The sequence below is a fragment of the Bartonella sp. LB28NMGDW genome (assembly GCF_042194435.1).
In the GTDB taxonomy this organism is placed as follows: Bacteria; Pseudomonadota; Alphaproteobacteria; order Rhizobiales; family Rhizobiaceae; genus Bartonella; species Bartonella grahamii.
Genome location: NZ_JBHIMX010000001.1, coordinates 218,416 through 241,572, shown reverse-complemented (window position 1 = coordinate 241,572; position 23,157 = coordinate 218,416). Strand labels below are relative to the sequence as shown.

15 protein-coding genes and 1 tRNA gene are annotated in these 23,157 nt (G+C 35.6%); 8 read left to right on the top strand and 8 right to left on the bottom strand.

Going from position 1 to position 23,157, the window contains the following annotated elements:
- Positions 1-1,452: 1,452 nt before the first annotated feature.
- Entirely contained in the window at positions 1,453-2,148 is a 696-nt protein-coding gene (locus ACFIKG_RS00975) for an HAD family hydrolase (RefSeq protein ID WP_375620663.1), read from the bottom strand.
- A gap of 371 nt (positions 2,149-2,519) precedes the next feature.
- Here ACFIKG_RS00975 and ACFIKG_RS00970 point away from each other — a divergent pair, with 371 nt between their 5' ends.
- The gene (locus ACFIKG_RS00970) at positions 2,520-3,608 is read left to right on the top strand and encodes a site-specific DNA-methyltransferase (protein ID WP_375625970.1); all 1,089 of its coding nucleotides are present in this window, start codon (positions 2,520-2,522) and stop codon (positions 3,606-3,608) included.
- Between the two features lie 770 nt (positions 3,609-4,378).
- Here ACFIKG_RS00970 and mutY read toward each other — a convergent pair.
- Entirely contained in the window at positions 4,379-5,437 is a 1,059-nt protein-coding gene (mutY, locus tag ACFIKG_RS00965; RefSeq protein ID WP_375625110.1) for an A/G-specific adenine glycosylase, read from the bottom strand.
- Between the two features lie 142 nt (positions 5,438-5,579).
- Between mutY and ACFIKG_RS00960 the strand changes: the two genes are divergently transcribed.
- The 3 genes from ACFIKG_RS00960 to ppdK all read left to right on the top strand — a co-directional run bounded on the left by ACFIKG_RS00960 (position 5,580) and on the right by ppdK (position 9,673).
- Positions 5,580-6,080 carry a DUF721 domain-containing protein gene (locus ACFIKG_RS00960; protein ID WP_375625109.1) on the top strand — a complete coding sequence of 167 codons (501 nt, stop codon included), beginning with the start codon at positions 5,580-5,582 and terminating at the stop codon, positions 6,078-6,080.
- Positions 6,081-6,162: 82 nt separating this feature from the next.
- A complete protein-coding gene (locus ACFIKG_RS00955; protein ID WP_375625108.1) occupies positions 6,163-6,819 on the top strand; it encodes a DsbA family protein in 657 nt (218 codons plus the stop codon).
- A 178-nt stretch (positions 6,820-6,997) separates the two neighbouring features.
- Positions 6,998-9,673: a pyruvate, phosphate dikinase gene (ppdK, locus tag ACFIKG_RS00950; RefSeq protein ID WP_375648092.1), complete on the top strand. Its 2,676-nt coding sequence runs from the start codon at positions 6,998-7,000 to the stop codon at positions 9,671-9,673.
- A 1,705-nt stretch (positions 9,674-11,378) separates the two neighbouring features.
- Here ppdK and ACFIKG_RS00945 read toward each other — a convergent pair.
- Entirely contained in the window at positions 11,379-12,203 is an 825-nt protein-coding gene (locus tag ACFIKG_RS00945; protein ID WP_375625190.1) for a peptidoglycan-binding protein, read from the bottom strand.
- Between the two features lie 1,134 nt (positions 12,204-13,337).
- Between ACFIKG_RS00945 and ACFIKG_RS00940 the strand changes: the two genes are divergently transcribed.
- The gene (locus ACFIKG_RS00940; protein WP_375625729.1) at positions 13,338-13,655 is read left to right on the top strand and encodes a DUF5330 domain-containing protein; all 318 of its coding nucleotides are present in this window, start codon (positions 13,338-13,340) and stop codon (positions 13,653-13,655) included.
- Between the two features lie 166 nt (positions 13,656-13,821).
- The gene (locus tag ACFIKG_RS00935) at positions 13,822-14,232 is read left to right on the top strand and encodes a SufE family protein (protein WP_273724544.1); all 411 of its coding nucleotides are present in this window, start codon (positions 13,822-13,824) and stop codon (positions 14,230-14,232) included.
- A gap of 99 nt (positions 14,233-14,331) precedes the next feature.
- Here the strand turns inward: ACFIKG_RS00935 and ACFIKG_RS00930 are convergent, their stop codons facing one another.
- Positions 14,332-14,769: a MucR family transcriptional regulator gene (locus tag ACFIKG_RS00930; protein ID WP_012754848.1), complete on the bottom strand. Its 438-nt coding sequence runs from the start codon at positions 14,767-14,769 to the stop codon at positions 14,332-14,334.
- Between the two features lie 855 nt (positions 14,770-15,624).
- On the opposite strand from ACFIKG_RS00930, the gene ACFIKG_RS00925 reads away from it, so the two are divergent.
- Positions 15,625-17,718: a S9 family peptidase gene (locus tag ACFIKG_RS00925; RefSeq protein ID WP_375651579.1), complete on the top strand. Its 2,094-nt coding sequence runs from the start codon at positions 15,625-15,627 to the stop codon at positions 17,716-17,718.
- 82 nt (positions 17,719-17,800) lie between these two features.
- Here the strand turns inward: ACFIKG_RS00925 and ACFIKG_RS00920 are convergent, their stop codons facing one another.
- Complete coding sequence (locus ACFIKG_RS00920) at positions 17,801-18,403, bottom strand: superoxide dismutase (RefSeq protein ID WP_375625105.1); 603 nt, start codon at positions 18,401-18,403, stop codon at positions 17,801-17,803.
- A gap of 868 nt (positions 18,404-19,271) precedes the next feature.
- On the opposite strand from ACFIKG_RS00920, the gene ACFIKG_RS00915 reads away from it, so the two are divergent.
- Positions 19,272-19,346: transfer RNA gene (locus ACFIKG_RS00915), tRNA-Gln, on the top strand.
- A gap of 233 nt (positions 19,347-19,579) precedes the next feature.
- On the opposite strand, the gene ACFIKG_RS00910 is transcribed toward ACFIKG_RS00915, so the two are convergent.
- Genes ACFIKG_RS00910 through ACFIKG_RS00900 form a run of 3 tightly spaced genes read right to left on the bottom strand, consistent with a single transcriptional unit; the run spans position 19,580 to position 23,026 of the window.
- Positions 19,580-20,044 carry a toxin-activating lysine-acyltransferase gene (locus tag ACFIKG_RS00910; RefSeq protein WP_375648832.1) on the bottom strand — a complete coding sequence of 155 codons (465 nt, stop codon included), beginning with the start codon at positions 20,042-20,044 and terminating at the stop codon, positions 19,580-19,582.
- Complete coding sequence (locus ACFIKG_RS00905; protein WP_375651578.1) at positions 20,044-21,369, bottom strand: HlyD family type I secretion periplasmic adaptor subunit; 1,326 nt, start codon at positions 21,367-21,369, stop codon at positions 20,044-20,046. Before ACFIKG_RS00905 ends, ACFIKG_RS00910 begins: the two co-directional genes overlap by 1 nt.
- Positions 21,359-23,026, bottom strand: coding sequence for a peptidase domain-containing ABC transporter (locus ACFIKG_RS00900; protein WP_375637416.1), 1,668 nt, complete (start codon positions 23,024-23,026; stop codon positions 21,359-21,361). Before ACFIKG_RS00900 ends, ACFIKG_RS00905 begins: the two co-directional genes overlap by 11 nt.
- Positions 23,027-23,157: the final 131 nt, after the last annotated feature.

The window sequence follows — 23,157 nt, the reverse complement described above, 5'->3', positions numbered from 1 at the left end:
ATCGTATAATTTTTATAAAATGATATTAATATTATTTTTTAAATACATTTATAGATACTAAAAAATATACAATTATCTCATAGTATAAAGTAGAGCTCGAATTGGATAGAGATAAATGATATTATCTTTGTCTCACCAATGTGAGCAGCATATTACTGTGATGTAAAGCAGTGTATAGAAGAATATCAATTCAGACACATTTATGAGTGCTGAAAGATCGGCATTAGATAATATTTTTAACATTTTCTTCTTTCCAAACTGAAAATCCGCTTTTATTTTTAGAAGGGGTGTCTTTCCTAAAGTTGGATTACTTTTGAAAAGATCTGATTTCATTGCTTATTTAAAAAGTCTATGTAAGTGCTTTCGGAAAAATTTGAGCAACTACTGGTATCTCTTTACGTTGTTTAAGGTTATTATATGTTTCATATTTATGTGCTTTTTTAAGAAATCCGTCTCAAGGTACTCAAGCCTATTTTGCAATAATAGATATGATGATAAAGCCCCATAATATAAAATTCTTAGGGCATCAGAATCTTTGACGTTTACAAAGAAGAAAGATGGCACCGCCATACACTTTGCTCGCTCCTAATGTTGCTACAGATCTTTGCCTCTTGAAATGATTTATTAAGAGGCATTTTTATTTCTTTATTTAATTCAGCATATCCAGATTTTAAATGAGAGAATCTTACAATATTCGGTTTTTTCATTTAATTTGAATAATGATAAATTATGATTATAAATCAATGTTTTTGCCTGTAAATTACTTGCTATGAAATGTTTTTTATAAAATGCACATCTTCATAAGAATGTATTCTTTTTATCTTTTGTAATCTTAGGGAGGTTGTAACAATTGATGCTGTTAAAATACTATTTAAGCAGCAAAGTGAATAAGCCTTCAACAAGTTTACGAGATTTGGATTGAGTAAATATAAGTTCTTCTAACTCAACAAGGACGCTTTTGTTATTTTCAATAAACTCTTGTGTTCCATAGATTCTGGGAATTTTAATATTTTTTTCCATAATCAATACGCACATACCCTACAATTTTACTATAGTGTGTGATTTTTTTGATCAGATGAAAAAGGCTAGCAATTTTCATATCTTATCGAGCAAGGCATCGTAATATTCCTTTTTTGACAAATATAATAATTTATCCGGATGGGCTGCTGAGGTTGGGAGTGGATATCGGAGTTGAGATAGATAAGCAGGGTTTGATTGTTATGAGCTTGCACCCCTGTTTTTTGCTTTTTTAAAGCACGTGCAATGGTTAACTGACTTATGATTACTCAACGAGGTGCTATATTTTTTTCCTTCACATTGAGATACAATTCACCCGTGTTGTGAATTACGCATTTATTGAAGTTATTATAAAAGAAGTAGCGAGAAGAGAAGGGCATTTGAGTAAAAATGCTTCTTACAAGAGTTTACAAACTGATATATTCAAGAGATTTTTTATAATAGATCTCGCCATACTGCCATTGCTTCTAAGACTTCTCCTAAATGAGCATGTTTTGCGATAACTGTTTCTGCGCCAGCTTCTGCAAGTGCATTAGAGTGACCAAGATAGCTATGGGATCCTCCCGTAAAGCCGATGACACGCATGCCTGCTGCTATGGCTGCGTGTACACCATGAAGTGAATCTTCTATAACGATAGTGTTTTGGGGCTCTGCCTGTAATTGTTGTGCGGCAAAAAGGAAAACATCAGGGGCCGGTTTCGTTCTTTTTGTTCCAACTTCAGGTGCTGAAAATATTTTACCTTCAAAAAGGTCATAGAGATCAACCGTGGTGAGCATTTCTTTTATATCTACGCTTTTTGCATTAGAGCAGATACAGTAGGGATAGCGTGTTTGAATAATTTCTACGGCTTCTCTTACATCATCAATAGCCCGTAATTTAGTTTTTATTTGTGTACGAAAAATATTAGTCATCTGATCTATGAGATGAGCAGAAATTGGTTTTTCTGTTTCCTGTTCAACGTGTTTAAGAATATCGCGAAAGATAAGCCCTGCAAAACGCTCACTCAATTCTTCGGGTGATATTTCATATCCTGTTTGTTTGAGCAATTGTGATCCAATTTTTGCTGCAAGATATTCAGAGTCAACGAGAACTCCGTCACAATCAAAAATAATAAGATCTATCTGAGGCATAAGATATTCCTTTACATGTTATGAGATGGACAACTTTCATGAAAACGATATTGAGAGGATCTTATTTCATAAAAATCTGCTTTGAAAATGATTCTTAATTCTTTTACGAAATAAAAGATATGGGAACAGTACATTGAAAAAAAGAAAAATAAGGTTTCATTCATATGAAAGTTTTTTTACTTAAAAAAACAAAAACAATTATCAATTTTGTATAATTTTAACGATACGTTTACGCTATTTTGTAAATATGGATTGGTAATGCGGGCCTATAAACTATTTTGGTTGATTATAGGGCAAATTCAGTTAATTTTGTTGGGTTTTTCATGACAGTTATTCAGCTTCAAAAAGATTTTCTTCGTACCCCCTCACAGATGCCATGGCGCAATAAAATTTTTAAAGGAGATTGTGTTTCTGTTCTAGAAAAACTTCCAAAACATTCCATTGATATGATTTTTGCGGATCCACCCTATAATTTGCAATTGGACGGAGCTTTATACCGTCCAGATCATTCGCTTGTTGATGCGGTTGATGATGCATGGGATCAGTTTGAGAGTTTTGCTGCTTATGATGCTTTTACCCGTGCATGGTTGCTTGCTTGTCGTCGTGTATTAAAGCCCAACGGAACACTTTGGGTTATCGGATCTTACCATAATATTTTTCGAGTTGGGACGGCATTACAAGATTTAGGTTTTTGGATGCTTAATGATATTATTTGGCGCAAAAATAATCCGATGCCTAATTTTCGAGGACGCCGTTTTCAAAATGCTCATGAGACGCTTATTTGGGCCGTACGAGATCAAAAAGATAAAAAGTACACATTTAATTATGATGCCTTAAAAGCGGCAAATGAAGATCTACAAATGCGTTCAGATTGGCTTTTCCCTCTCTGCACTGGAGCTGAACGTTTAAAGGATGATTCAGGGCGTAAATTACATCCAACACAAAAACCGCAAGCGTTATTAGCGCGTATTATTATGGCTTCTAGTAAACCTGGTGATGTTATTCTTGATCCGTTTTTTGGTTCGGGAACAACAGGTGCTGTTGCCAAGCTTTTAGGGCGTGATTTTGTTGGGATTGAACGCGAGCAAGATTACATTGATGCAGCATGTGAGAGAATTGCATCGGTTAAACCTTTAGCGCAACCAGAACTAGCGATTTTGGATAGAAAAAAAGCAGAACCGCGCGTAGCATTCAACAGTTTGCTTGAAGCAGGTTTACTCTATCCCGGAGAAGTTCTTTATGATCGCAAGAAGCAAGTATCTGCTATTGTAAGAGCTGATGGTACGATTATGCATGGTGGTGAAGCGGGTTCAATTCACGCAATGGGAAGAAAGGCTCAAGATTCGCAGAGTTGTAATGGTTGGACTTTTTGGTATTATGAGGAAAATGGACGCTTGAAGTCCATAGATCATTTAAGAATGATCATACGTTCACAAATGTTAAAAACGGGTGTTTTATGAACTAAGCTGATTGCTTCATTCTATTGATCACCAATGTACCTGATCTTGATTGAGATGGAGGTGGAGCCGTTTTATGCCTTTCTTAGATGTTTTTTATTGACACACTAATCTCGCTTGTAAGCGGCAAGCGAGTATTTTTATGCTTCTTGTAGAAGAAATTAAAATGAGAAACTTTCACTCTATGTTCTAATTTGAGTTCCAAAACAGTAAAATTTCAATATAATTTTATGAAAATGAAAGACTAGAATTAAAAGGCTCATTCAGAAGTTCAAAATTAAGTGCTTTTTTGAGATAATACGTACATCTGTAAAGTGTGTATGATGTAATTTATTTATAAAGATAATTTAGCGTTACTCACATTGAGTTTCCCCGAATATCGTCAAATTTTCTTATTTCAAACATGTTCCATATTGAATCAATGAAATTTACTTGCTTACATGTCATCAGCGGAGTTGGCGTGTGAATAAAAATTGTTAAAGAAAAAATTAAAAGTACCTTTTATGAACCGTTTCAAGTGCCAAGGGTTGTTTTAGGGGACTGGTAAATATTAGGGGACTGGTAAATATAATGATGGTACGGATTTGCTCCTTCATAAGCGAAAAAAGGATAGATCCTGAAATTTAAATCTAAGCTTTTCTATCCCTCCTTAATTCTTATCTGTAGGAAAAATTGGTTATTTCATTTTTTTAAATTTTTCTTTTACAGATTAAGAAATGGTTGCTAGAGATACAAAAGTCTCTGTTAGAAAACATTTTTACGAATAGGGAAGGTTATTTAAATCTGAAAGAATTGGGAAGTGCTACAGAAATGGCTTTTTTCATAACAGTAGGTAGTGCTTCTTCGGCAAGATGTTGAATGTTACACCACCAACCATTTTCACAATTCATTTCATGAACATCTTCAGTATAGTAAACATCGAGTTTTAGAGAAAAGTGAGTAAAAACATGCGTAATTTGTCCTTTGAATTGCCAATTGGCAGTAAAGGGTGCGTTTTGGAGCCCATTTTCGTTGTTTATGCCAATATTGTTAGGAATTTGGGTCATTCCACCAAGGAGCTTTTGCGTCTGTCGTTTTTCCAAATAAATTTGTCTCTTTTTATTAAGAGCCACAAAAGCAATACCTGTTTTTGAAGGGCGTTCTTTTTTAGGGGCTTTGACTGGAAAAGATTCCGGTTGTTGCGTCTTTGCTGCTTTACATAAACATTGAAGAGGGCAGGTATAACAAGATGGTTTGCGTGGAGTACAAATTGTTGCTCCTAAATCCATCATTGCTTGAGCAAAGTCACCAGGACGATTTAAAGCAGTAATTTTTTGTGTTTTTTCTTTAATTTCAACTTTTGCTTTTTGTAATATTGAAGTGATAGCAAAAAGTCGCGCTACCACACGTTCGACATTACCATCAACCACTGCTACAGGGTGATTAAAAGCAATTGAAGCAATGGCTGCGGCAGTATAATCTCCAATACCGGCTAGAGTTCGCAATTCTTTTACAGATTGTGGAAATTGTCCTGCGTAGTTTTCAACAAGTTGTTGCGCACATTTTTTAAGATTACGTGCGCGTGAATAATAACCAAGTCCAGCCCATGCTTTCATGATGTCATCTTGTGAGGCTTTTGCTAAAGAGGAAAGATCAGGCCATAGTTTCAGAAACTTTTTAAAATAAGGCTTAACTGTTTCAACGGTTGTTTGTTGAAGCATGATTTCAGAAAGCCAAACTTGATAAGGATCAGGACGGATACCTTGTTTTTGCTTTTCGGGGGTAATCCGCCATGGGAGATGTCTGTGATTTTGATCGTACCAAGCAAGGAGGTGCGAAGAAATTTCATACATGATTGTTTTCAAGCATAGGAAGATATAAAATGCAAAAGAAAAAATTATTTATTTTGTTGATATTTCATAAATTGAGGAGGCAATAATTTTTAGATGAAACAAATGATTTTAATTTAGTAAGCGATTGAACAATGATCTAAAAATGAGAAAACAACTTAAAAAACATATCTTTTATTCTCTTTCTGAGACGGTATACAAAATACTTGATCCAGTTTTACGCAAACGGACAGGGCTTAATGTAGCGCTTATAGAACATTGGCCACAAATTGCGGGCTATGATATTAGTGAACATACAATGCCGCTTAAAATTATTTGGAAACGTCGTGCAGATCAAGATGATGTTTTTCAGCCAGCAACACTTGTTGTCGCATGTGAAGGATTTGCTGCGTTAAAATTGATGCATGAAACAGAGGAGTTACTTCATAGAATTAACGGATTTTTTGGCTATATTGCTATTGATCGCATCAAGATTGAGCAAAGGAGTATGTCGGTTTTTATGAATCACTTGCCTCTAAAATCATCTTTGAGTGAACAAGACAAAAAATGCGTGGGAGAAATGCTTGAAGGAATTGAAGATAAAAGCTTGCGCCAATCACTTTATAAACTTGGCTGTTGCATTTTCTTGGAAAAAAATAATAAATAGAAAGATATTTTATATATTTTTCTTTAATATATGAGAAAGCATTGGATTCTTATTCGTTAATAACAACAGAAAAGTATTATTTATGGTAAAATATCGTTCTTTTTTATCTTTCGGGATAATTTTTCTCTTCATAACGATTGTACAAAACAGTGTAACAGTTGCTTTAGCGCGTGATCCAAAACCAGTGGCAACTGTTGATATGGAAGAGCTTCTCCAATCGGATAAAGTAAAGGATCGCTTTGAGGGAGAGGCGGATGCACCGGTCATCATTGTTGAGTATGCTTCGTTGACGTGTGCCCATTGTGCGCATTTTTATAATGATATACTTCCTCAAATTCGTAAAAAATATATCAAAACAGGAAAAGTAAAACTGATTTTCCGCGATTATGCTTTTGATCCTCGGGCAACAGCAGGTTTTATGTTGGCACGGTGTGCACCAGAAGATCGCTATTTTCCTTTGATAGAAGTTTTATTTCAAAAACAAAATGAATGGGCTTTCGGAAAAGATGCTCTAACACCATTGAAAAAAATTGGCTTAATGGCTGGTTTTACAGATGAAAGTTTTACTGCATGTTTGAAAAATCAAGCCATTTTAGATGAAGTGAATGCATCCTTTGAGCGTGGTAAAGAGCTTGGTGTTACAGCAACGCCTACTTTCTTTATTAATGGTAGTAAATATGAAGGTGCCATGAAAGTAGAAGACTTTTTTTCGGTGATTGATAGTTTTCTTAAAAAATGAATCTTAATCTTCCAGAAGATGGATAGTGATACTTTTTGTCATTATCGCTTTTGGAAGGATTAATAGTATGCATTTATGAAGCAATATTTTTTGTTAAGCCGATTTTGAATCAAATCATTGCTTTTAAGTGAGCCTAGGTTGAATGATGTTTTGATGCTGATATGGGAGGATTTGTACAGTGAAAAAATGGGTTTATAGTTTTGGAGATGGAAAGGCAGAAGGAAGTGCAAGTGAGCGTAACCTTCTCGGAGGTAAAGGGGCTAATTTGGCAGAAATGAGTAATCTTGGTTTACCCGTACCACCCGGATTTACGCTGACAACAGAAGTTTGTAATTTTTATTATGCCCATGACAAATCATATCCAGAAGAGCTACAGGAATCTGTTAAGAAAGCACTAAAACGCGTTGGTGAACAAACAGGACGTGAATTTGGAAGTGAGCAAAAGCCACTTTTGCTTTCTGTTCGTTCAGGAGCTAGGGCTTCTATGCCAGGGATGATGGATACAGTGCTTAACCTTGGCATGAATGATGAGACTGTAAAAGCCATTGCTTTACAAGCTAATAATGAACGTTTTGCTTATGATAGTTATCGGCGTTTTATCCAAATGTATTCTAACGTTGTTTTGGGGTTAGATCATTCGTATTTTGAAGAAATTCTTGATGAAGCAAAAGTACGCAATGGTTACACTATTGATACAGAAATGACAGCAGATGATTGGAAGAACATTATTACTTCTTATAAAGCATATGTTGAAGAAAAATTAGGAAAACCTTTTCCACAAAATCCTGAACAGCAGTTATGGGGAGCAATTGGAGCCGTTTTTTCAAGTTGGATGACAGCACGTGCAGTTACCTATCGCCGTTTACATAATATTCCTGAAAGTTGGGGAACGGCAGTTAATGTGCAAGCTATGGTTTTTGGCAACATGGGTGAAGATTCGGCAACAGGTGTTGCTTTTACACGCAATCCATCAACAGGGAAAAAAGAGCTTTATGGTGAATTTTTAGTTAATGCGCAAGGGGAAGATGTTGTGGCGGGCATTCGAACGCCTCAAAATATTACAGAAAATGCGCGTATTGTTGCTGGCTCAAATAGGCCGTCATTAGAAAAAATTATGCCTGAGGCTTTTTTGAAATTATGTCAGATAGCGCAGAAGCTTGAGCAGCATTATCGGGATATGCAAGATCTCGAATTTACCATTGAAAAAGGTAAATTATGGATGCTTCAGACTCGTTCAGGAAAACGCACGGCTCGTGCGGCTCTCAAGATAGCAATTGAAATGGTTGAGGAGGGGTTAATAAACCGTGAAGAGGCTGTGATGCGTATTGATGCAAAGTCGCTTGACCAACTTTTGCATCCAACACTTGATCCCAAAGCAGAACGTTTTGTTATAGGACGTGGTTTACCTGCTTCTCCTGGAGCCGCAACTGGTGAAATTGTTTTTACTTCAGAAGAGGCAGAAACTGTGTCGGCAGAAGGTCGCAAAGTTATTTTGGTCCGTATAGAAACAAGCCCAGAAGATATTCATGGTATGCATGCTGCGGAAGGAATTTTAACAACGCGTGGCGGTATGACAAGTCACGCTGCTGTTGTTGCGCGGGGGATGGGAAAACCATGTATTTCTGGTGCTGGCAGTGTGCGGATTGATTATAACACAAATACGCTGTTTGCTTCAGGAGAAAGCTTTAAAAAAGGTGATGTTATCACAATTGATGGTGGAAGTGGAGAAATTTTCAAAGGGAAAGTTGCAATGTTGCAGCCTCAGCTTTGCGGAGACTTTGCAAAATTAATGGAATGGGCTGATGGGATGCGACGTATAAGAGTTCGCGCTAATGCTGATACACCATCTGATGCCCGTATGGGGCGCTCTTTTGGGGCTGAGGGTATAGGTCTTTGCCGTACGGAGCATATGTTTTTTTCTGATGAACGTATCGTGGCCATGCGTGAAATGATTTTAAGCCATGATGAAAATGGTCGTCGTAAAGCACTAGATAAGCTTTTGCCAATGCAGCGTTCAGATTTTATTGAATTATTTGAAATTATGTGTGGTTTACCTGTTACTATCCGCTTGCTAGATCCACCATTACATGAATTTTTACCTAAAACGAAAGCAGAAATTCTTGATGTTGCAACAGCTATGGGTGTTTCTGCTGAAGTTCTTGCTGAACGCGCTCAGCAGTTGCACGAATTTAATCCTATGCTTGGATTACGTGGATGCCGTTTAGCTATTACTTATCCTGAAATTGCAGAAATGCAAGCGCGGGCGATTTTTGAAGCAGCAGCAGAAGCTGCCCAAAAATCTGGATCTCCTGTTATGCTTGAAATTATGGTGCCACTTGTTGCGCTTAAATCTGAACTTGATTTTGTAAAAGCGCGTATTGATCAGGTTGCTGAGGAAGTGATGAAAGAAAAGGGAAGCACTATTCAATATATGGTTGGGACGATGATTGAGCTTCCAAGGGCGGCGCTTCGAGCAGATGAAATTGCTGAAACTGCTGAATTTTTTTCATTTGGAACAAACGATTTGACACAAACTACTTTTGGGATTTCCCGTGATGATGCTGCTCCTTTTTTGGCAACCTATTTTCAAAAAGGTCTTTTAGAGCAAGATCCTTTCGTGTCTATTGACCGTGATGGAGTAGGAGAACTTATTACCATTGCTGCACAGCGTGGACGATCAAAGCGTGCAAAAATAAAATTGGGAATTTGCGGTGAACATGGAGGCGATCCTGCCTCTATTGCTTTATGTGAAGAAAATAACCTAGATTATGTTTCGTGTTCTCCTTTTCGAGTACCAATTGCTCGTTTAGCAGCAGCTCAAGCCGCAATAGCAAAAAAGGGTATAATGGGTTAATATTTTTTTGTTGTATAGTTATTACTAAAATAAATTTTTATATATTCTTTTATTTTCTTTAATAAAGGAAATAAAGTGCTTCTAAAATGCACGATAAGTTATGTTACACGAGAAAGTGTTTTTTTGAGAAGTTTATGAGAGAAAATATGAAGCAGGATAGACAAAGATGTATTATTAATACACTTTCTATTGACGAACCTCTTGATAGAGAGAAATGTGTTATTGTGCAGTCAATTTACACGTTTGCTTTTTTATAGGGGAATGAATTCCTCACGCAAAATAGAATGCTCCAAACAAATGCATTTTTTTGCACATCATGCTGTTTGAGATAGACATTTCTCAGTGGATGCCCCATTTCACATTGACATTCGTGGAATGGGGATTGTGTAAAATTTCCCGTAAGTTTATAAAAATCTTCCCAAAGTATATAAACTCTACTATGCACTACCATCTTTACATTTATGAAGGAATATCAAAGTTATACAATATGTTGATTTATAATGATAATTTATCATTTCAACTTCTTTTATAATGAATCAATCAAAACCATGTTTTTTGCATGTTACAGGCGGAATTAGCGTCTGTGAATAAAAATAAAGCAAGGATATGCTTCTTATGAATCATCTCAAGTGTCAAGAGCTGTCACAAATTGAAGGTAGGTATAGTGTTGTAATGGTGCCCGGCTTGCTTCGTCACAAGCATAAAGATGATAGCGCACAAGTGGGGTTGCTATTATTATTCACGGGCCGTTGTTGCGAAATGGGCTTGGGTGCTTTAGAAATGTTTTTTTAAGAAAGCCCGTGAATGGCAATCCACATATATTCCGTTTAGGACATTTTGTTTTACGTGAGGAGGCGTGGGCCCAAAAAGATACGAGCTAAAAAAAGCATGAGGCAATAGGTAATCTCCATTATTTTAAAGACATTGCTTTAGATGTCTTTGAAAGTCGTAAAGCTGAATTAAAAGGAAATGGCAAAGATGAAAATTGGTTTCTCCCCTTAAAATTTCATATTCTTCCCAAATTAGACTGTCTCTCTGTTTCAGAGAGTATACAAACAGAGATACGTAATGCCCTTGCCTCCTATTTGGCATACAAAAGCTATAGCAGTTGAGAAAGTACTAAACTGTCTTAACATTTGCTTCAAACATGCTGCTGCGTTAGGTTTAGATGTTAATTTATAGGCGACACCAAAAGCACACGTTCTCTTAGAAAACAACGTCATAAAACACAAAACTTTCCAGCAATAGATTGGAGAGAATTGCCGATTTTTTATCAGACACTTTGCGAAACAACAACCATAATACAACTAGCTTTACGTCTACTTATCCTTACAGATGTTTGCACAAATTCTTTGCATCATATTTATAAAGATCAAATTGACGATAAGATATGGACAATTAGTGGCTCGATAATATGAAAGGTTTACGTGATACTACAAAAATTTCGTGTCCTTTTATCATCAGAAGCAATAAAAATTCTAGAACGACCGCGTTTGCTATTTTGCAATATTTCTTTTTTCTGCAATCGGTTGTGGTTTTCTTACAGCAAGTTGTATGGCTCAATATGTAATGTGTAAGAAAACCATTCTGATCGATTGAATATAAGAGGGCTTGAGATGAAGGAATGTTTGAGGGCATTAAACAAGCGAAAGATGAATTATCATTATAAATTAAGAGATTATTTTTATAGTATAGATGATTAGCTTCAATTTAATAAACCAATTTCACGCATTTTCATTAAAATTGTGTGATTAATTTTACCTGTTACAGGAAGATCAAACATTTTTTGAAATTGTTTTAAGGCTTCTATCGTCTTTTGATCTTCTATTCCTGTGACAATAACCTCTTCATTCCCAAAAATATGTAAAGCTTTTTGCACTTGTATAATATCTTCGACAGAAGGCTCTGAAATAGCTTCTTTTAAGTGCGTCATATTTTTTGTTTCTATTTCGCTCTGCTTAATTAATATCGCAATTTCATCTGTTGCGGGATTAGATAGAACATTCTTTTGCATTCTCTGAGCAGCTTGTTGTTTCCATAAAGTGATGGCACGGCGTGTTTTAGGTCCTTCCAGTCCATCTAAAGGTCCATCATAAAGTCCTAATTTTGCTAGTTCTTTTTGCTTTTCCAGCATGCTTGCTGATTGAGGAGGTAAAGGTGAATTTGTATGGTGATGACTTGGAGAATGTAGAGAAGTTACACGAGAGAGTTCTTGTGATTTTGCTTCTTTTTCCAATAAAGTAGAGCTCTTTCCTATACTTTGAACGGAGGAAAATTTCATTTGAGTTAAAATATTTTGATGCGTTGTCATTTGCGAAAATAAAGCATTAAATGAAATAAATAAAAAACTAATGCTAAAAAGAAGAGATCCAACAAAAAATAAAGTATTTTTTCGTGTATAGAAATAAAGAGTTTTTGCTATCCAAAAAATAAAATGAAAAATTATAAGAAGAAGTGTTATAACAATACTACTAGAGTATTTACGGTGTTTTACAGTTTTTTTTCGGGTCGTCTTTCGTTTTTTTGTCATCATTTTTATTTTCAGTTGCGTTTATGTTTCACAAAGAAACGAATGCAAATTAGTTCTTACTTTTCGCTAGAGAGAAATGCATTTACATTATTGTTTTTTCCTTTCAAACTCCTAGAATAAGCAGCTTCATTCTATGAATGTATAAGTTGATCAATCAACAAGAGCTCTTATCAATTTTCATTAATTTCAGATTTTACAAATCTTTCAATATGTATAAAGAGAACATCGAATGATTAACGTTCAAGAGCATTTTAGTGTTTGCAAACTGCATTATCACATATAATCATCTCAATAATAATATCACGTTATTCTTCATTTTTGGCGCAGGTGTTTGCCTATCATTTAAAAACAAGTTAGAGACTATTTTTCTATAACGTTAAAAAGATAAGAGTCATTATATTCTTTACAATTTACATATATAGGGTTACTTTTCTGTAAACGGTTTGGTGAGAATACTGGTCTCTTAAGGTTATTATATTTTAGTGGAGCTACTTTTGTATCAATTAAATTGATGTTTACAATGTTATAGAAAAACTTGTCTTGAGATATTGAGATGGAGTTATAAGAGATGAAGGTATTGTTTGATCTTTTGATCGACATATTGATCATGTTGGTGATGTTCTAGTAAAAGTTTTATAGATAATATAAATATTTTATCACTACTAGAGTCAGAATAACAGAGTCTGACTCTTTTTAGCCTTTTCAACTAAGCTAAGATGATGAACTATTATTTAAAATAAGTATGTACACAATATGGAAAAGAAATTGGACTCTGTGTTTAATCCTTATCTCATTGCTACACTTTCTTGTGGAATAAAAGGTTATAAATGTGGGGGGTACATTTCTTAACTCTTATGCACGATCATGGTTATATCTCTCACTTTTTATCATGGTATGTTCATTAATATGATCAGCCTGTAAGTGTATAATTGGGATGTTAAATTTTTACTGAATAGACAATGTATCCCATTTTATACAGCGGCATTGTGCCATATTTATAAAAAAGCCAATGATATAGATCCAATAAATGAATACTCAATTTTATAAAAAACAAATTTTATAAATTGTTTATAAAGAAACAGTGTATAAAATGCTTCTTTTATTGTATTTACCACTGCGGTACATTGATTGCCCATGATACGTTTTTTAATCAAATTATCATTTTTTTTATTTTTTATTTTTGTCATTATTTCATTTTTTGTAGCAGATCCAAACAGTAACCATTCTTCTAGCCCCAAAAATAATGAGACAACAACGAGCGATGTGATTATTGCTTTTAAGAAAGCTTTAAATGACCTAGGAGCATTTTGTGACCGTAATATAGAAACCTGCAAAGTAGGAAAATCATTTTTAAGTTCACTTGGTGAACGCGCATATTACGGTGCGAGAGCTGCTTATGAATATTTAGGCAACATATTAGGGAACAACAATAATATCAGAGATTTCCCCTAATGTTTCTTGCAAAATCGCAATACAAGAGTTCTTATAAAGCCATACAATGTTATCTTGAAATAAGGATTTTTAACGTTCTTTGTGTTATTTATGTTAGGAAGAATAAATATTTATTTTTTATAAGTGTATTTAAGAATGATTATTCAAACGAAACAGGACTAAAATAATGGCGGAAACAATCGGTAATATCATAGAGAACTTTTCGCTTTTGGATAATTGGGAAGATCGTTATCGTTATGTCATTGAGCTTGGTCATGAATTGCCACCTTTTCCGGAAAGCGCTAGAAACGATGCTCACAAAGTTCCTGGTTGTGTTAGCCAAGTGTGGCTTTTATCTTCACGTAATAACTCAGAAGATCCAATATTGACGTTTCAAGGTGATTCCGATGCTCATATTGTGCGTGGACTTATTTACATACTTCTTGCTTTTTATTCAGGCAAAAAAGCTTCTGAAATTCGCAATTCTGATGCTCAAGAGCTCTTTGAAAAACTTGGTTTAAATGAAAATCTTACACCACAACGATCAAATGGTCTGAAATCAATGATTAAACGGATTCGTAACGAAAGCTATATATAATCCCCTTGGTAGAAATTATTATATATACAAAAGCTTCACACAAAACATGTATACTAAAATCAAATTTATACACAAAACCATTATTTTCGCAAAATAAGATTATTTAGTTTTTTTCCGTTTACTTTTGCGTCCAAGACCCATTTCTTTGGCCAAAGCTGATCGTGTTTTTGCATAATTAGGCGCCACCATAGGATAAGAACTATCTAACTGCCATTTTTCACGATATTCCTCTGGCAACATTCCATAATGTGTCATGAGATGACGCTTTAGAGATTTAAATTTCTTTCCATCTTCAAGGCAAATGAGATAATCAGGAAATACTGAACGCTTTGGATTAACGGCAGGCCTTTGTTTTTCAACTTCGACTTCTGTTAACTCTAGATTTCCTGCTTTACGAAAAGCAGCATGGACATCAGCAATTAAACTTGGCACTTCAGTCGGTCGAATAGAATTATTACTCACGTAGGCAGCAACAATATCAGCAACCAATGTAATAACTAAATTGCTTTCAGTCTCTAAGACTGCACGATGTTCCATTCTTGTTTCCTTTAATTTAAAATTGAGTAATTCAAAATCGAGATATAGTGCATATACTCATGATATAAAGATCTCATGCACAAGAGTTTCATATTGTACAAAAATCTTTTTTGTCAATTCAATTATTCTATAAAATTGCCAAAACACAAAAAAATCAAATAAATACCTCTTTTTTGTCATAATATAAAATAAGAAAAACGAAATTATTACATGCTAAAATATATTTTTACCCTATAACATATCATACATAATATACAATACATTACAAATATAAAAAAATATAGGATAAAATTTATTTATTTTTTTTGAGAATGTAAAAATAAAATTACTAATTATAAAAATATAATATATAAATTAGTATTTTTTATTTTGAATATTTATAATTGAGTAATTTTATTTTTAATAAATTTTAAATTTATTTTTATTATTTATACTTATTAAATTTAATAATAAATAACAATCTATATTATAAATAAGACACAGTGGAATTACTTATAATATAAAACTATTCATTAAAACGACATATAATATTTTTATGTTTTATACACAAACGAAAACACTTTAAATATACTTATTGCTTTCTATAAAGTTATAAGATTATACTGTTTCAAAAAAAATCAATTCTTTTTCTCATAGTTTAATTGTCTTACCAGTCACTTTCGTTATAAAAATGGTATTATATCCCTAGAAAACAATAGCTGTGATATGTAATGGACAGAAAGATATTAGTTTTAAAAATTATCATGGCGCTATTTTTACAAGTGAATAGAACTTATAGATTTTTACACTTGCATCAATAATTGTGATTCTAACATATAAACGAAGCTGTTAACATATTTTAATATAGGATTGTGTATGACCCGCACTTTTGCAATTCCTCCCAAAGCATCTAGAATCACTCATAAGGAAATATATCATGGTATTTTTCGTGATGATCCCTATCATTGGTTACGTGCGTCTAACTGGCAAGATGTTTTTAAAGATCCTAACTGTCTTGATCCAAATATTCGACATTATCTTGAAAAAGAAAATGCTTATCAATCAGCTCAAATGGCTGATACAAAACCATTACGAGATTTGCTTTTTACCGAAATGAAAAACAGGATCCACGAGAATGATAGTTCTGTTCCTATAAAACATGGTCCTTTTGCTTACGGATTCTCTTATGTTACCGGAGGCCAACAACCACATTATTTTCGGACACCAAGGAATGGCGGAGAAAAAAACGTGTACCTTAATGGTGATGTCTTGGCAGAAGGCAAAGAATATTTCAAATTTGGTTCAGTTCAAGAATCTCCTGACCATATACATGTGGTATGGACCTATGATGACAAAGGATCAGAATTCTATACAGCTAAAATTCGTAATTTTGAGACATTGTCTGACTGTATGGACACAATTACTGATACATCTGGTCAAATTGTATGGGATGCTAAATCTGAAGGTTTTTTCTATACTAAAATGGATAAAAATCACCGACCTTCAGAGCTCTATTATCACCGATTAAACACTGATCAATCACAAGATAAGCTTATTTTTCGCGAAGACAATCCAAGTTTTTTCTTAGATGTAAGCGGCTCTAAGCTTAACGATATTATTTATATTAATATTCATGATCATGAAACATCAGAGATCTGGTTGATTCCTGCTGAGGCGCCTTTTACTAATCCCCAATGTGTACGGAAACGACAAAAAGGTATTGAATATTCACTTACAGCAGGTGGTGATGTCTTCTATATTCTGACCAATCTAGATAATGCAAAAGATTTCAAAATTATGGTAGCGCCATATACATCCCCACAATCAGAAAATTGGTCTGAGTTTGTCCCACATCAGCTTGGGTGCCTAATCTTATCCCATGATGCTTATCAAGATTTTCTTGTCTGGATCGAACGGTTTGAGGGGCTTCCACGTATAAAGGTAATGGAACGTACCACTAAACAAGTTAATTCCATTGCGTTTACTGAAGAGGCTTATTCTTTAGGTCTACAAGGGGTTTCAGAATATAACAGTCCAACTATTCGTTTTTCCTATTCGTCTATGACAACACCTGATCAAGTGTTTGATTATGAGATGAAAAATCGTAAACGAATGCTTTTAAAAACGCAAATAATTCCCTCTGGGCATAATAAAGATGCATATGTAACACGACGTATTACAGCAATAGCAGACGATGGTGAGAAGATTCCTATTTCACTTTTTTATCACAAAAACACTCCTCTTGATGGTGGTGCGCCTTGTCTGCTTTACGGTTATGGTGCTTATGGGATCTCTATTCCTGCCAGTTTCAATAGTAATATACTTTCTCTAGTAAACAGAGGTTTTATTTACGCGATTGCTCATATTCGCGGAGGAAAAGAAAAGGGAGTAGAATGGTATGAGAAAGGAAAACATCTCTTTAAGCACAATACATTTACAGATTTTATTGCTTGTGGGCGTTACCTCGTAAACAATAAATTCACTTCTCACGACCGGCTTATTGCTCATGGTGGTTCAGCAGGGGGGATGTTGATGGGAGCCATTGCCAATATAGCTCCACAGGATTTTGCTGGAATCGTAGCGAATGTGCCTTTTGTTGATGTCTTAGCGACAATGTTAGATGCTTCATTGCCACTCACACCTCCAGAATGGGCCGAATGGGGGAATCCTCTTGAATCAGAAGAAGATTATAAGCTTATTGCTTCCTATTCGCCCTACGATAATGTCAAAGCTCAAAACTATCCCCCTATACTTGTGATGGCAGGATTAACAGATCCTCGTGTAACTTACTGGGAGCCTGCAAAATGGGTGGCAAAATTACGAGACTTAAAAACAGACGATAATGCAATTTTATTACGTATTAATATGGATTCAGGGCACGCTGGTGCAGCTGGACGTTTTTCAAAGCTAGAAGAAATTGCCTATATCTATGCATATATTCTAAAGATAACAGGGAAAGACTGTTGCTAATCCATAATATCTTTGTTTGAAAGTCCCTCATAATTTATTGGTTTATAGGGACTTTCATACACTAAAAAATTATCTAGATAGCTTAAAGTTCACATTCTTCATAAAGTTTCAAAACATAGTCCCAATTAATTAAATGGTCTACAAAGGATTCGAGGTACTTCGGTCGAGTATTGCGGTAATCAATGTAATAGGAATGTTCCCACACATCGACACCTAAAATAGGCCGAGCATTGTGAATTAAGGGATTTTCGCCATTAGGCGTTTTCATAATTTCAAGCTTGCCATCTTTAACAGCAACCCACGCCCATCCAGAACCAAATTGGGCACTAGCAGCAGCAATAAAATCAGCGCGGAATTTGTCGTAACCACCTAGATCAGCGTCAATAGCTTTTGCTAACTTTTCAGGAAGTTTTTGGCCACCACCATCTTTTTTCATCCAAAGCCAAAAGTGGTTATGATTGTAATATTGTGCTGCATTATTAAACAAACCAATATTTTTTCCAAAACTTTTTTTAACAATATCTTCAAGGCTTTCATTTTCTAAGCCTAACTCTTTCACAAAATTATTGGTGTTGTTAAGATAAGCGAGGTGATGCTTATCATGATGATATTCAAGCGTTTCGCGTGACATATAAGGTGAAAGGGCATCGTAATCATAAGGCAACGGGGGCAATTCAAAAGCCATTTAAAAATCTCCTCGATTCTAATTGTTAAGCTTATTTCATAAGCCTAATTTGCCATTTACCGAATTTAAAAGCAAATGTTGAATACCTATTTGTATGAAATTAATTTTAATGTCTCTCTTCTTGTAAAAGGAGCTTTTAGGAAATGCATGCTCATTAATCAAAAGGTCCTCGGTCTATATAAAGATTGTTTCTGAAGATTTTTTACATCTGTAAACTGATAAAAATATCATTATCTTTTGAATAAAAAGTAAATGGAAATAGCAGTTATCCCTTGTTCTTATATCTTTATTTTTTTAATGCCAGATAAAATATTTTTAATTTTTGCAAAACTCTTCTAACCTATTGGTATGTCATAGTGTTTGCAATAGAATATTAAGTGTTATTTTTGGGAGATATTTTTCAATGTGCTTGATTTCATTTTATGGCACCATCCGTGAATAATATAATGTAAAAACCGGTGGATATTACCATCTTTACGCTTAATGAAAGAGCACAGCAGCACTATCACACACTTTACCGGTTCCCAATGGTGACAGCTTTTATCTTAATGAAGCAAGATGAGATTTGAATATATCAAGAAAAGCAAATCATATGCTAATTTATTAGATACATGAGTAAACTACAAGATTTTCATTTTCTGTTCCTAGGACATCAATACAAAGAGCAAAATAATTGGTGGATAAATGGTTTCTATTTGTGTTAAAAGCACAACCGTATATCAGTTTCTGCTACGAATTTGTATTGATGCAATGCCATACAAGACTCAGGCACTTTATGATAAAAAAGTAAGGTCTTTGATTTTCAGATATTGCGTCCAATCACAGGAATCGCTATAAGGTGCAAGAGTTGCTATAAAGCATGTTTTTTTGGGGTATAGCCAAGCGGTAAGGCACCGGTTTTTGGTACCGGCATTCCCTGGTTCGAATCCAGGTACCCCAGCCAATTCTAGTGAAATTAGTTAATCAAATTTCGGCTTGAGAGTGGATCAATCCCCTTAACCGTCTGTTGCTATTCATAGCAAGTCTGGTAAGCTGAAAAATACCCATTTGTAGCGGATTAGCTCTAAATATGGAAAGGCTTTCTTTTACTATAGCTATCGCTTAAAGAGCTCTTTTAAAAGCTTCTTTTTTATAAGAGGGAGGGGAAATGGTTTATCCGCACTTGCTTTAGAAAAACTATTTGGCTGGATTTTGTGCTCTGTAGCAACACCAGCGCGCAATTTTTCGTATTTCACCATCTTCATTACGTCGAACAGCGTAGCAATAATGCTGATTAGGAAACACATACCGCTGCATGTCACGTACCATACCAGCAGCATGTCCATAGGGTGCTACACAATCAATAAACCATACGTATTTTCCATTCTGCCAATTGGCATCGGATAAAAATTCTCCCTTTTCAAGCATAGATTGATGATTTTTTTCATCTAAAAAAGCCCAAGTGATAAAGGCACAAAATTCTCCACGTTCATTTTTATAGAGTTTATATTGCCCAGTCTGTAAGGCGGGTCCTATGTTGCGTTCAATATCCCAAATTCGCCAGCGGCGGTATAAGGGAGATGTAAGCATTAAAACAATCATGGCACCCAAAGCCGTAAGAGGATCTATGAGTGATGGTGATGAATTTTCATTTACAGACATTATCTTTCCTTTAGAGATTGTTCTAAAACTTTGGTAATAGGTTCAAAGAAATAGGAAATGAGACGCCGTTTTGAGGTAATGACATCCGTTGTCACAGTCATGCCAGGGATAAATTTAAGATGTTTGTTATTCAAAGTGATGTGATCTTGGTCAATTTTGATTAAAACAGCGTAGACACCATTAATTTCTTTATTATAGCGCGCTGTAGCGCCTACATTAACGACTGTACCGTGGATAACACCGAAACGTTCAGGTGGAAAGGCAGAAAACTTGATGTAAGCACGTTGGCCCTTTTCTAAAAAACCAATATCTCGATTATCAAAAAACGTTTCAACAATGAGACCACCTGCATCAGGGACAATACGCATAAGCGTTTTACCAGCTTCTACAAAGCCGCCCAAAGTATGGATACTTAAATCATCGATACGTCCATCAACAGGCGCATAGAGTGATAAGTGGTCAAGATGGTATTGAGTGCTATCAAGCTTTGCTTTTAATCCTTGAAGATTCAGTTCTGTTTCACGCGAAAGTTGGCGATAGCGGGCGATTTCATCGGAAATGAGACTTTTCCGTTGTTGGCGGAGGGTGTTTATTTCGGCGGCATTTTCTTCCAAACGTCTTTGATTGGTTAAAATTTCATGCTCGACATTTTTAAAGTCATGTAAACGCTCTAAATAAACCGCTTGGCTAATGACTTTTGTTTCCATTAGGCTTTTTGCAGCCTTTAATTTCCCTTGGCTTAATTGACGATCATCTTCCAACCTATCTAATTGCGCATGTTGTGTTGCACCGCTGCGCTCGACGCGGTCCGCTTGTGCTTTTAGCGCTCTTAATTTATCTTGGAGAGATTGAAGGGTAGCGCTAATGAGTTTTTCCCCTTCTATTCTTGCAGTCTGATTGCCAGAAGGAGGAGCTGGCAGATAGGCAAGCCCTTTGGTCACAAAATCTTTATCCAAAGGATCACTTTCATGCAAAGCTGTTAAAATAGCTGTTGCGATTTGTGCTTGAAGGGTTTGTTGCGCGATATCTGCTTGAACACGTGCGCACTCATTGAGGGCTTCACGAGGATCTAATTGAATAAGGAGATCACCTTGATGAACAAATTGCCCTTCTTTTACAAGGATTTTCTCAATGCGTCCTGTATTTTGCGCTTGGACCAGCTGAACGTAAGCGGTGGGAATAACACTTCCTTGCCCCCGTGCAACAATCTCTGTTTTTGCGATAAAGCTGCCGATCACAATAAAGAGAAATAAAGCAATTAAAACAGCAACAACCATATGAAGCGTTGGTGACAAAGGGCGCAAATAGGGAGCTTTATCTGCCATTTTTTGCCTCCAAATCAGTAAAGTTTAAGACGGTTGCATGCTGAGGAAAGAGGTCACTTTTGTGGGTAATAACAAGAACAATACGTTCTTGCGAAAGTTTATATAAATGCTCAACAATTTGTGCACTGACAGTGTCATCCAATGCGGAAGTAGGTTCATCCAAAATAAGAAGGCTTGGGTTTATCAGAAAGAAACAAGCCAAAGCCAAGCGTTGGCGCTGACCACCTGATAAAAAACCACCTTGCTCTCCTACTTGAGTATTAAGTCCTAAAGGCAACTGAGCAATCAAATCGTGGCAAGCACTAACATATAGTGCAGCGTCGATTTCATCTTTAGTGGCATCTGGTTTAGCAAGAAGCATATTCTCAAGAATGGTTCCGGAAAAAAGGCAAGGATTTTGAGGAAAATACGCGATTGTTTCACGCACGCTACGGACATCAAAATTCTGTAAAGGTTGGGCGTTAATCAATATCTTTCCGCTTGTTGGGGGATAGAGTCCACAAAGGAGCTTCGCCAAGGTTGTTTTTCCGCACCCTGAAGGACCAAGTAACATAATTGGTTGCCCAGGTTGTAAACAGACATCAAGATGATTGATAATGGACTTATCTCCATAAGAAAAACAGAGATCGTTGGCTTCAAGATGAGGAGGAGCGCTGAGTTGAAGAGGCGGCTTTTCTTCTTCCCATTCTGAAGGGGAGTTAAGAATATCGCCCAAACGAAGACGAGAGATTTTCAAATGCTGCCATTCTTCCCATAGGGATGCAAGGCTTAAGATAGGACCAGAAACATTTCCAGCGAGGAGATGAAAGGCAATAAGTTGCCCTAGCGTAATCTGGTTTTGAAGAACTGCCTGAGCACCAAAAAAGATAATAAAAATAGTGAAAAGATCACCAAAAATATGGCTCATGGCTCCATTGAGAAGATGCAATTTACTGGTTGTAAGGCTTTGATCTAAACTACGGGCTAGAGTTTCTTGCATGCGTATCGTATGAGCAGATTCTTTTACATGCGCTTTTATGGCTTCAAGATTGGTAAAACTTTCAATGAGGCGCGATTTATGGACAGCTTGCAGAGTGAAAGCACGGCGTAATTGGCGGCGCAAGAAGGGACCGACTAGCGCTAAAGAACCCATTTGTAAAGGTAAAATGATAAGGACAATGAAGGTCAGTTTCGGACTAATGGAAAAGAGTGCAGCAATATAAATAATGGCAAACAGAACATTTAGCACAGTTGTGGCGATGGTTCCTGTTAAAAAACCGCGAATTGTATCAACTTCTCCAATACGTGAAAACAATTCTCCCACTTGCCAACGGCGTAAAGTGGGCAAGGAGAGACTTAAAAGATGGGTGTAAATGCGCCGTCCAAATTCTAGCGTAAGCCGATTGGCTAAATAGGCACCTAAGTAGCCTGATAGAGTGCTAAGAGCTGTGCTAAACAGCATGATAGCAACCATCAAGACAACGATAGCATAGAGACTTTCAATACGCTGAAAAGGGAGAATACGGTCGATAATCGCTTGAAAAATAAAAGGATTCACCAAGCCCAGCAAACGCAAAACAACAGCAACGCAACTGAGTTCGATGACATAATAGATATATTTCTTTGTTGTTCTTGTAAACCAAGAGAATGATACAGGTTTTTCTTGTGAATGGCTCATTTGAATTTATGATTTTGTTTAAGAGAAAGAGCGATGGATGTCGCATATTTAAACAGTATTGTAAATAGTATTATATTTATACAAAATATATATTTTGTGTTAATATAATATAAACATAATGTATTTATTGT